The sequence below is a fragment of the Actinomadura sp. 7K534 genome (assembly GCF_004348575.1).
Classification (GTDB): Bacteria; Actinomycetota; Actinomycetes; order Streptosporangiales; family Streptosporangiaceae; genus Spirillospora; species Spirillospora livida.
Genome location: NZ_SMKB01000241.1, coordinates 1 through 10,614 on the forward strand (window position 1 = coordinate 1; position 10,614 = coordinate 10,614).

Here is a 10,614-nt window from a genome sequence, read left to right on the forward strand (position 1 = left end):
CGCGGTGGCCCCGAGTCCCGCCCCGTTGCCCGCGCCCGCCGCGAGCTCGGCGACGTGGAGGGTGTGGTCAGCGGGGAAAGGCACAAGGACCAGTCCGGCGAGTAGTGCCTCGGGCGGCGCCAGCTCCCGCTGGCGGGCCGAGCAGGACCGGCATCCCCGGACATGCCGGGCGATCCGCTTGCGCCAGAGGGGCGACGGCCGCCCGTCCCACCCGGCGAGCACGGGTTCGAGCGCCCCGCACCGCGGCTCCGCCACCGCCCGCGCCACGCCGCGGCACGTCGCGAGCTGCTTCTTCATCCGCTGCACCCGGACGGCCGCGTGCGGCACCGACACCCCCAGGCCGTCCGCCAGTTCCTTGCGGGTGAGATGCCCCGACGCCTCCAGCCACCACAGCGCGAGCAGCTCACGCTCGTCCGCGTCCAGCCACCGCGTCGCCTCGGCGACCTCCCGGCGCTGCTCCGACAGCTCCAGCCGCAGGACGGCCAGCTCGGCGAAATCGTCCTCGGCTCCCGCGACCCGGGCCAGCGAATCGGGGTCCATCGGCGTCCTGCCGCGCTGCGATCTCCACCGGCGACGCACCTGGTTCATGGCGATCGAGATGAGCCACGACCTGAACCGCGCGGGTTCCCGGAGCCGCCCCAGCCCTCCCAGCGCGCGGAGCACCGACTCCTGGACGACGTCGTCCACATCGGCGTGCCCGCCCAGCGCCCACCCGACCACGTTGTAGAGCAACGGCAGATGCTCGGCGACGAGCCGCTCCCGAGCGTCGGCGTCCCCCTCCTGAGCCGCCCGGACCAGCCGCTCCACATCCGTGCCCACACGCATACCCGTCCTCCGGAGACTCACCACAGACCCACCAGGAGACACCCCAGAACACCGCAGATAACGAGAAGCCGCCCAATTCTCCACTCCCGAACGAGTCTGCGGCCGACCTGCCCGCCGCCCCACCTGAAACAGGGTCTGGCATACCTGTCCCGCAATGCACTGCCGGGCGAACTCCCGACCATCAGGAGCGACGGCGTCCCGCTGTCGATCAGTGTGGGACCGAAGAGCTCCATTCCCGGTCTGTACCTCCCCTTCCCGGTATTCACCCGGAGTACGTGGCCACCGGCCGGGACGGGCCGCTAGCACCGCGTCCCGCCGGGCCCGACTTGTGGACGTGGCGACATGCAGCCGAGTGGTCGCGCCTAGTCGTGTGCCGTGGCGGCCGGCCGGGGTTGTCACATGGGCGTGCGAGGGTGGACGCATGCCGTTCAACGCGCCACCGAACACCGCTGCGTGGCGACACGTCGAAGCACGCGACGGCTTCGAGGTCACCTATTTCCGTCCGCGCGGCGGGGGCCACCGCATCGAAGGGTGCACCACCGCCGTCGAGGACGGCCAGACCTGGGCCGTCACCTATCTCATCGACCTGGACTCACGCTGGACCACCCGCAGCGTCCGGGTCACGAGCCGCAACGCCGCCGGGACCCACCGAACCGAACTGGAGACCGACGGGGCCGGGAAATGGCGCGTCAACGGCGAGCCCGCCCCGCACATCGCCGGTTGCCTGGACGTAGACCTGGAATCGTCGGCGATGACCAACGCGCTGCCCGTCCACCGCCTTGATCCGCCCGCGGGTACCAGGGTGTCCACCCCGGCCGCATACGTCCGTGCGCTGGACCTGTCCGTGGAGCGGCTGGAACAGGAGTACACGCGGGTCGAGGACGACGGATGCCGCTACGACTACGTCTCGCCGGCGTTCGACTTCTCCTGCCGACTGACCTACGACGCTTCCGGCCTCGTCCTCGACTACCCGGGCATAGCCACCCGCACCGCCTGACCCCGCCTCAGTGCGCACCCGCGACCTTGCCGTCCTCTCGGGTCAGCGGTCTTGCGCGGCCGAGACGGGACGAGGTGAGCCGGTACGGGCCGCGTCCTTCCGGTAAGCCGTCGGGCTCTTCCCAAGAGTCCTCTTGAACGCCGAGCTGAACGCGAACGCGTCGGCATAGCCGACCTCGCGGGCCACGGCGGCGACCGTCGTCGACGGATCCACCAGCCGTTCGGCGGCGAGAGCCATCCGCCACCCCGTCAGATAGGCCAGCGGCGGCTCGCCGACCAGCTCGGTGAACCGCCGGGCCAGGGTCGTGCGGGACGCGTGGGCGGCGGCGGCGAGGGAGGCAAGCGTCCAGGGGCGTCCCGGATCGGCGTGGACGGCGCGCAGGGCCGGGCCGACGACCGGATCGCCCAGGGCCAGGTACCAGCCGGGCCGCACCGCCTCCGGACGGTCGAACCAGTCACGCAAAGTGCAGACCAGCAGCCAATCGAGCAGCCGGTCCAGGACCACCTGACGGCCTGGACGGCAGGCGTCCAGCTGAGCCTCCAGGTACCCGCGCATCGAGGCGCAGTCATGGTCGTCCGGGACGACGACCATCGGCGGCAGCACGGCGACAAGGCGACGCGCGACCTCGCCCGTCAACCGGTACGAAGCGGTCAGCAACACGGCCTCGTCCGGAGCACCGGACCCCGAGACGTCGCCCGCGTCGCACACGGTGCGCGGCGCGTCGGCGTCGGCGAACACGAACGGCTCGGGACCGCGCACGATCGCGGCCTCACCCGTCCGGAACGGCAGGACCAGATCCCCCTGCCTGAGCACGCCCTCCCCGCGCATGAGCACGCACAATGTCAGCGGCGGCCCGTCGGCGAATCGCAGCCCGCACGGTGCCGTCAACGACGAGGTGCCGAACGCGGCGCCCTCGCCGCGCACGCCTTTGAGCAGATCATCGAACGGGTCCACGTCGTCACGATATAGCCAGACTTTGCGCCGGGACTATCGGACATGTCCGCGGCACGCTCGCCCATGTCCGGGCCCCTGCCCGCCGGGTTGGCTGAGGCCATGGACAAGATCTTGGTACTGGCGGCGACGGGCAAGACCGGCCGCCGCGTGACAGGCCGGCTGCGCGCTCAGGGCCGACGGGTCCGGGCCGCGTCGCGCTCCAGCGAGGTGCGCTTCGACTGGACGGCCCCTGAGACCTGGGAGAAGACAGTAGACGGAGCACAGGCCGCGTACGTGGTCGCCCCCGACGACCCCGGGCCCATCAAGGCCTTCGTCGACCTCGCCGTCGCGAGCGGCGTGCGTCGGCTGGTGCTCCTGTCGGGCCGGGGACTCGAGCACGCCGCCCCCGACTTCGCGCAGGGCATGGCGGCGGCCGAAGAGGCAGTACGGGGTTCGGGCGCGGAGTGGACGATCCTGCGTCCGAACCAGTTCGACCAGAACTTCGACGAGGACCTGTGGCACGCGCCATTGCGATCAGGTCGTCTAGCACTACCGATCGGAGAAACCCCCGAACCCTTCATCGACGTCGATGACGTAGCCGCGTCCGCCACGGCAACCTTGACCCAAGACGGCCATGCGGGCCGGCTCTACGAGCTGTCCGGCCCACAGTCGCTGACCTTCGGCGAGGCGGTCGAAACAATGGCGCGTGCGGCGGGCCGCCCGATCGAGTTCGTCGAGCTGACGCCAGAGGCATACCGAGCCGAACTGCTGGCCCAGGGAGCCTCGGTAGAAACGGCAGACGCATTGAACGCCATGTTCGCCCTGCACCGGGCGGGCCACACCACCGAACCGACCGACGACGTCCGGCAGATCATTGGCCGCCCACCGACCACATTCGAGGACTACGCCGTCCGAACCGCGGCCTCCGGCACCTGGTCCCGCTGACCGCCCACCGAGCGGGACCAGCACCGCCCTGGACCACCCGGTCCGCATCGACGCGGGTTCTGTGGATGGTCCGAAGGATAAAGTGCACCTGTGAAAGCCGCCGTTCATTCCAGGTACGGCCCGCCGGATGTGGTTCGGATCTCCGAGGTGGACAATCCCGCGGTCGGAGACAACGACGTTCTGGTCAGAGTGCACGCGACGACGGTGAACCGGACGGACTGCGCCTACCGCGCGGCGAAACCTTTCTTCATGCGGGCGGCCACCGGCCTTGCCCGGCCGCGGCGCAAGGTCCTGGGGACGGAGTTCGCCGGAGTGGTGGAGGACGTCGGCGGTGGCGTCACGTCCTTTGCCGTGGGTGACCGGGTCTTCGGGTACAACGAGGGCGCGTTCGGAACGCATGCCGAGTACCTGTCGGTTCCGGCGGCGGGCATGATCGCGACGATGCCGGCGGGCTTGGAGTTCGGAGAGGCCGCTCCGGCCACCGAGGGTTCGCACTATGCGCTTTCCTCCATTAAGAAGGCAGGAGCCAAGGCCGGGCAGGACGTCCTGGTCTATGGCGCGACCGGCGCCATCGGCTCGGCGGCGGTGCAGTTGCTGAAGTGTTTCGACGTCACGGTGACCGCGGTTTGCGACACGGCCAACCTCGAAATGGTGCGCGGCCTGGGCGCCGACCGCGTCATCGATTACACGACCGAGGACTTCACCGCGGACGAGCGGCGATACGACGCGGTCATCGACGCGGTCGGTAAGACCACTTTCGGGCAGTGCAGGAGGCTACTGAAACCCGGCGGAGTTTACCTGTTCTCCGACCTGGGTCCGTGGTGGCAGAACCTCCCCCTCGCGCTCGTCACGCCGTTGTTCCGCAGGAAGAAAGTGCAGCTCGCCGTCCCGCAGCAGGACAAGGAGATGGCGCTGCACCTACGGGAATTGCTCGAATCCGGACGGTTCAGGCCGGTCATCGACCGGCGCTACCCACTGGATCAGATCGTCGACGCCTACCGGTACGTCGAAACCGGCCAGAAGATCGGCAACGTCGTCATCGACGTCATCCCCCCGACCTGATCCACCCATCCGGCCGCCGACGCGGAGGCCGAGCGCATCGAGCTCCGCCACGTCAGCAGCTCTCGCGGGCTGAATACGACGTGGCCCATCACGGTGAGAGGGCGCCCCGTTGTTTATAGGTGCGGTACTCGGTGGCGAAGGTGTCGGTGTCGTAGGCGGGCCAGAGGGTCAGGGCGCCGGTCTTCCGGTCGATGACGAGGACGTTGCCGGGGGCCTCGGGCGGCAGGCCCGTGGGCCGGGCGATGAAGCCGTCACCGAAAGAGTCGATGGTCAGCGGGACGGGGTGACCGGCGGTGCGGGCGTAATAGTCGTCGGCGCGGCACCCAGGCTTCGGGGCGGTCCACCGGGTGCGCCTGGAGGGCGCAGGCGACCAGAACGTCGGAGATGCTGCGGACCGTCCGACAGCGGTCGATGCCGCAGGCCAGACAGACGAGGCGGCGCGTCGAAGGCGTTCGGGTCGGTGCGCATTGCGGAGGTCATGGCGGACCGCACCTGGGCGACAGTCCACTCGCGCAGGTCGCGGCCGCTCACGCCGCCTCACTCAGGGACGCGGCGAAGAGCGCGGCCACGGTGCGGGAACGGTCGTTGCCGAACCAGCCCCAGCCGGACGCGAGAAGGGAGACGGTGCGCAGGCCCCGACCGGACTCGGCGTCGTCGGCCGCATCGTGACGGCCGGTTCGGAGGGGGCACCCTCGTCGGTGACGGCGACGGTGACCGCGCCGTCCCAGTGGGCGATCTCGACGATGAAGGTGCCGCCGGGCTGGCCGGACTTCGTGTGCCTCAGCGCGCTCACCACGAGCTCGTCCACGGCCAGGAGCACCTCGTCCAGGTCGGGGCGGTCGGCCGGGAGGGCGGCGGTGAAGCGGCGCGCGGCGCGGGCCTGGTCGAGTTCGCCGGGAAAGGCGCGGCGCCAGCGCTGCGCGCTCGCGGGGTGGACGGGAGAGGTAGTGGATACGACATGAGGATTCCTCAGCGCTTAGTGGCCGGGTTCGTCATCGTGCGTGTTCATCGTTACGGCACGAGCTGGCACGCACACAAGAAATCCCACGTCAGGCCGCGGAACGGCACGCTCACGAGGTGAGCGTTGACCGTCAGCGCGTGCGGCGTCCGAACATTCATGGACCGAATGTTCCCGCCACCGGGGCGGCGGTCAGGAGTCCGGCGCGCGAGATGCTTCAGCGCAGTGGCCGCCCAGGTGGCAAGCCAGGCATTGATCTTGTAGTCGGACGAGCAACTGTCCGAGCCGGACCTCCATCGCCGGACGAGTGACCGGCTTGCGTCCCCCCGACCGGTCGTCGTCCCATTCTGAGCACGCCTCCGGCGAATCAATTGAAGATAGGCATCTCCTCGGCTTGAACGCCGTGCATTGACTCCAATCGCCCACGAAGTAACTGCTCATAGACGACCTGAGCCGCCACCTCGGACACACGACTGTGAACATCCCCAGCCTGAACGTGCAAAAGATGAATGTGCGCGATTACATGGACGGCGACGCCTCCGGAGGCTGGCCCCGCACGTCCACCGGATGCATGTCCGACATGCACTGAAAGGGCGATGGGTCCGCTGTCAGAAGCCCGGCGGCAGGGCTCCCTTCCTGCGACGGAAAGGGCGGAAAGCGTGGGTACCGACCGGCCCGGCGGGACAGACACCCGCGCGGAGAACGTCGAGAAACCACCGGCCGAGGACCGCCCGCCAGCGCCGCCGCCCGACCGGCCGGGGTCGCCCGGCCAGCCGTCCCGCTTGGAAAGCCTCCGCGCCGCCCGCGAGGCGCAGGAGGCCCGCCGCGCCGAGACCGGCACGCAGCAGACCGCTCCGCAGGAGACCGACGCCGAGCAGCGAGAGGAACGCGAAGAGAACAAAGGAGAGTCTTCGCCTGCCAAATCTGCCGACGAGGGGCAGGACGCCAGGACCGAACCGACGACCCCGGAGGGGACGTCGGTCGACGGCGAAACCGGACCCGGCACTGACGAGGGAAGCGGCGAGCGCGACCAGGAGACCGACCGCCCCGAATCCGAGACCGGACAGGCACGACTGGACGGACACGGCGAGCAGCCCTACGCGGCCGGCGCCGGCGAACTAGCGCCCGAGACGGGCACGGAGCCGCGGGGTGAGGTTCGTGACGACGACAAGACCGCCGATGAACCCGCCGGCGAGAAGCCGGATGCACCGGCCGAACCGCAGAACGCCGAAGACCAGCCGATGATCGAAGAACCCGCAACGGAGTCCGGCGAGGCCGACCCGGAATCACCGGGCGAGCGCGACCAGGTCGAAGTCCGCGGGGCTGCGGCCGAGGCCCTCCAGAGCCAGGACCATCAGCCGCTCCCCCAGCGGGACGCCCACACCGAGAGGCAGCCACCTGCCGGGGAGCCGGTCCGCGAGGCCAACACCCCTGAACCAGGGGACGAACCGACAATCCGGGTCGCCTGGTTGACGGAGTCTGAAGAAGGCGTCACACGCTGGGCATCTCCGGTCGTCCAGTTCAATGACCGGTCTCCCGGAACCCAGGTTGAGGACCGTGGCAGCAATGGCCGGGATCAGTCGGGAACACCGGCCACCACGGACGACGAACCGAACAAATACCGTCGTCTCCCCGAGGTGCCCCGTGAGGGAACACCGGGACGCGGTGAGGTCATCCCACCCGAGGAGGACCCTGAGCAGCGCGATTACCTGGAGCCCGATCCCGATACGACTCGGCGGCGCGATCGGATCGGTCGAAGATTCGCACGATCGACTCCTGATACCGTTGACGTCGGCAAGAAATGGACCGACGACATCGACAAGTTCCTTAATGACAAACCACCGGGTCCGACAACGACCGGCACCGGAAAGGATATACCGAACAATCCCGTGACTCCACACCAAAAGATGACGGTCGGAGATGGGACGGTGGGAGTCGCACTTGCGGCAATACTGCTCTTCAAGGGCGCCCAGCGACTGCACAGTACAGTAGAGGACAAACTGAAGGGGCATACGGGAAGACGTGATGGCGGTAACGGATGAACAGGTAGGCACCCTCGAAGCTCAGCTGGCCGGCCGCACCGAAGAGCATCGGCGCCGGCTGAACCAGCTTGATCCCGGTGATGCGGGCCAGGGCTACTCCGCATTGGTGGCCGCCGGGCTGCTGGTGGCCATCGAGCGGCGGTTCATTAGGAATGGCAGGTACCTTCCGCGCACCGATGTGATCGACTACGTGGCCACGTTGAGGGCCTCGTCCCAGGTGGCGGCGGACGCGCTCGACCCGCACATCGCCGAACGCATCATCCTGACCGGAATGGAACAGGGCGACGTCGACGACATCGATGACAACACCGTCCTCGGCCACCAGATGTTTCTCCTGGCGGCACTGGTCGCCGACGAGAATCTCCATGCGGATCAACTCGGTACGTTCCTCGCAGAGGCACGCGAGACGGCGGATCGATGGCTCACGGATTGACCGACTGCACGGGCGTCGAGGTGAGAGGGGAGCATATTGCGGCGCTGCGCTCGCTTCTTAAGGGAGATCCGGATGCCTGGCAGCCATTTTATTCCGCAGAGTCTGCGAAAGAGGCGATCGCCTACACCGTGATGCTGTACGGAGCGTTCGGTGTCGCGGTGCGGCGGAAGTTCTCCCCGACCTATTCATTGGCCGATGTGATCCGCTTCGTCTCGGACATGCGGATCGGTTACGGGCGAGAGGTGAGCCCTATCCACCCTCGCGTGGCCGAGGAGATGATTCGCGAGGTACTGGGCGACCCCGCCCTTGGCCGCTTCGATCCCCAGAACGCTGAGACCACGATCGGCGCTGAGGTTGCGGTTCTGGATACCTTGCTGCACGAGGCGAATCTCGATGAGGCGGGCCTCGAAGAGTTCATCCGAGACGCTGCTGACTTCGCCCGGCAGTGGATCGCGGCCCGGCAAGGTGAAGCCGGGGCTGCCTGAGCAAAGCGGTTTCGCATCAGACGCGAGGCAATCTGGACGTAGGGTGGCTCAGCTCTCAACGGCTACCTCAGGAAACAACGGAGCGTCCACGCCCGAAGGCAATTCGTGCTGACGACACCGGGGGGCACAGACCGGGCTCCTCATCCAGCTTAGCGATCGACCATAGCTAGATCCCCCGCAGGAGGCGCCCGGCCGAGGTGAGCACAACCGATTGCCCGAACACTTACGGGCGCGTTCGATATAGAACTGTGGCCCAATTCGACCTGACCACCCGTTCATTCCACCGCCAGCCCACCCCGAAGCATGTACACAACGTAGTTGGACGAACACATCAGCTCCCCGGGGTCGAATATGGTCAGCCCGTTTGTACGACGCCAGCGCCTCGCGACCGTACTCCGAGAACTCCGTGAGGAGCGCGGGATGATGGCGGACGAACTCGCCAAGCGCATCCACTACTCACGCACGAAGATCAGCCGCTTAGAGTACGCCTACGGCCGCCCCGACGTTCCCAGCGGTCGAAGACCCAACTATGGCCAGTAGTAGATACCATCACCACTGACCTCGTCTATACCGAGCCGCGCGAGGTCGAACGGTATACACGAAGGTACGAATTCCTCAGTGAGGCGGCACTGTCGCCGAGCGACAGCAAACTGTTGCTCATCGAGGCGGCACAAAAGCCAAGTGACTAGACAGGACCCCCATGACCAGCCGATTCACTAACTGGCGCAAGTCACGTCACAGCGAGCCCAACAGCACGTGCGTAGAAGTAGCCCCAAGCCTTGAAGGCACGGTAGGCGTCCGCGACTCCAAGGCCAACGCGTTGGTCCCATCCTGGAACTGACGCGCTATGAGTGGACGGCCCTTCTCCACTCCATCCGATCAAGTCGGTAGGGCCTTCTTAATTCCAGGCTGCGCGATCCGCTACGGACCCGATTCTGAGTCCGTAGCGGTCCGGACCTCGCACGCGGCCCGAGTGTTTGCTGGCGGAGGGTCAATGCGCCAGGCCTCCGGGACGCAGCTGGGCAGTCACCGGTCGCATTTCAAGATCGCATACAGCCCCGTCGCCACTGCCGGACGAAGCCAGACGTCCGACCAGGGCGACGCTCAAGAATCCTTCTTCAACTGCCGCCGCGCTTGGGCTTCTCGGGACGCCAGTTCTTGAGGTCGTCGTCCAAGATTCCGTACTCGCGCTGCTTGCTCTCCAAGTACGGCGCGTACGCATCGGCAGGGCTCTGTCCGAACGCCGGGTCGACCTCACATGCCACGCCGCACCCACGGCCACACCTCAGCGAGGCCGGCCGGAAGCGACGCGTCCCGCCGGTCCTGAGTGGCCCGCTCCTCGATCGACATCATGGGCGCCTGAGCCTGCTCCCGATGATTCCGGCCAGCCCGCCCCAGCAGCATGGACGAGTCCCTGTCCGGCCCACTGCCCGGATATGGGATCAACCGTTCCTTGGGCACATCCAACTTTCCACGGTTTCGCCACTACGACGGCTTCAGGGCTGGCGCACATGAGTTCTCAGCAGCTCGAGAGCGGCTGGAGCGCGGCGAACGTCGTCCCGCAGGCCCTGCTCCACGCGCGGAGATCGACGTTGGCCGTGTCGCTCGCGCGGCAGGCGGCCGATCTGCTGGCCCACGTCCGTCGGGTCATCGAGAGGTCCAGCCATCCCGAGCTCGTCGAGCGGGTCGACCAGCGCATCCCTGCCGGGACGGCGGCGGGGTGGCATCTGTTGCCGGCGCTGTCGGCCGCGATGGCGATGGCGGTCGCGGCGCGCGCGGATGACAGCGCGGCCGACGCGGAGCGGGCCATGCGTAGGTAGCGGCTGCCGCTGGCCGTGCTGGGGCCTGAGCTCGCGGGGGTGGACCTGGTCGTCGCCGAGCTGCTGCTGTGCGCCCGTGCCGGGGTCCTTCGGGCGGGGGTGGCTCGCTGGGGG

At 68.1% G+C, this 10,614-nt stretch carries 12 protein-coding genes; 8 read left to right on the plus strand and 4 right to left on the minus strand.

Annotation, left to right across the window (positions count from 1 at the left end):
* Positions 1–825: sigma-70 family RNA polymerase sigma factor (locus E1266_RS30830; RefSeq protein WP_132053050.1), on the minus strand; the 825-nt coding region annotated here is incomplete at its 3' end.
* 421 nt (positions 826–1,246) lie between these two features.
* Between E1266_RS30830 and E1266_RS30835 the strand changes: the two genes are divergently transcribed.
* Entirely contained in the window at positions 1,247–1,822 is a 576-nt protein-coding gene (locus E1266_RS30835) for a putative glycolipid-binding domain-containing protein (RefSeq protein ID WP_132053052.1), read from the plus strand.
* 42 nt (positions 1,823–1,864) lie between these two features.
* Here the strand turns inward: E1266_RS30835 and E1266_RS30840 are convergent, their stop codons facing one another.
* On the minus strand, positions 1,865–2,776 hold the full coding sequence (locus E1266_RS30840; RefSeq protein WP_132053054.1) for an AraC family transcriptional regulator: 912 nt from the start codon (positions 2,774–2,776) through the stop codon (positions 1,865–1,867).
* A gap of 99 nt (positions 2,777–2,875) precedes the next feature.
* On the opposite strand from E1266_RS30840, the gene E1266_RS30845 reads away from it, so the two are divergent.
* Positions 2,876–3,700 (plus strand): NAD(P)H-binding protein, encoded by an 825-nt coding sequence (locus E1266_RS30845; protein ID WP_132053056.1) that lies wholly within the window; start codon positions 2,876–2,878, stop codon positions 3,698–3,700.
* 90 nt (positions 3,701–3,790) lie between these two features.
* Positions 3,791–4,762: an NAD(P)-dependent alcohol dehydrogenase gene (locus E1266_RS30850; protein WP_132053058.1), complete on the plus strand. Its 972-nt coding sequence runs from the start codon at positions 3,791–3,793 to the stop codon at positions 4,760–4,762.
* Between the two features lie 541 nt (positions 4,763–5,303).
* On the opposite strand, the gene E1266_RS30855 is transcribed toward E1266_RS30850, so the two are convergent.
* A complete protein-coding gene (locus E1266_RS30855; protein WP_243719092.1) occupies positions 5,304–5,735 on the minus strand; it encodes an ATP-binding protein in 432 nt (143 codons plus the stop codon).
* A 644-nt stretch (positions 5,736–6,379) separates the two neighbouring features.
* Here E1266_RS30855 and E1266_RS30860 point away from each other — a divergent pair.
* The 4 genes from E1266_RS30860 to E1266_RS30880 all read left to right on the plus strand — a co-directional run bounded on the left by E1266_RS30860 (position 6,380) and on the right by E1266_RS30880 (position 9,521).
* On the plus strand, positions 6,380–7,762 hold the full coding sequence (locus E1266_RS30860) for a hypothetical protein (protein WP_132053060.1): 1,383 nt from the start codon (positions 6,380–6,382) through the stop codon (positions 7,760–7,762).
* Complete coding sequence (locus tag E1266_RS30865; protein ID WP_132053062.1) at positions 7,746–8,195, plus strand: hypothetical protein; 450 nt, start codon at positions 7,746–7,748, stop codon at positions 8,193–8,195. Before E1266_RS30860 ends, E1266_RS30865 begins: the two co-directional genes overlap by 17 nt.
* The gene (locus tag E1266_RS30870; protein WP_132053064.1) at positions 8,192–8,680 is read left to right on the plus strand and encodes a hypothetical protein; all 489 of its coding nucleotides are present in this window, start codon (positions 8,192–8,194) and stop codon (positions 8,678–8,680) included. Before E1266_RS30865 ends, E1266_RS30870 begins: the two co-directional genes overlap by 4 nt.
* A 700-nt stretch (positions 8,681–9,380) precedes the next feature.
* Positions 9,381–9,521 (plus strand): DUF397 domain-containing protein, encoded by a 141-nt coding sequence (locus E1266_RS30880; protein WP_132053066.1) that lies wholly within the window; start codon positions 9,381–9,383, stop codon positions 9,519–9,521.
* Positions 9,522–9,798: 277 nt separating this feature from the next.
* Here the strand turns inward: E1266_RS30880 and E1266_RS38370 are convergent, their stop codons facing one another.
* A complete protein-coding gene (locus E1266_RS38370) occupies positions 9,799–9,945 on the minus strand; it encodes a hypothetical protein (protein ID WP_165966277.1) in 147 nt (48 codons plus the stop codon).
* A gap of 246 nt (positions 9,946–10,191) precedes the next feature.
* Between E1266_RS38370 and E1266_RS30885 the strand changes: the two genes are divergently transcribed.
* Complete coding sequence (locus E1266_RS30885) at positions 10,192–10,500, plus strand: hypothetical protein (RefSeq protein ID WP_132053068.1); 309 nt, start codon at positions 10,192–10,194, stop codon at positions 10,498–10,500.
* The last annotated feature ends 114 nt before the right edge of the window (positions 10,501–10,614 follow it).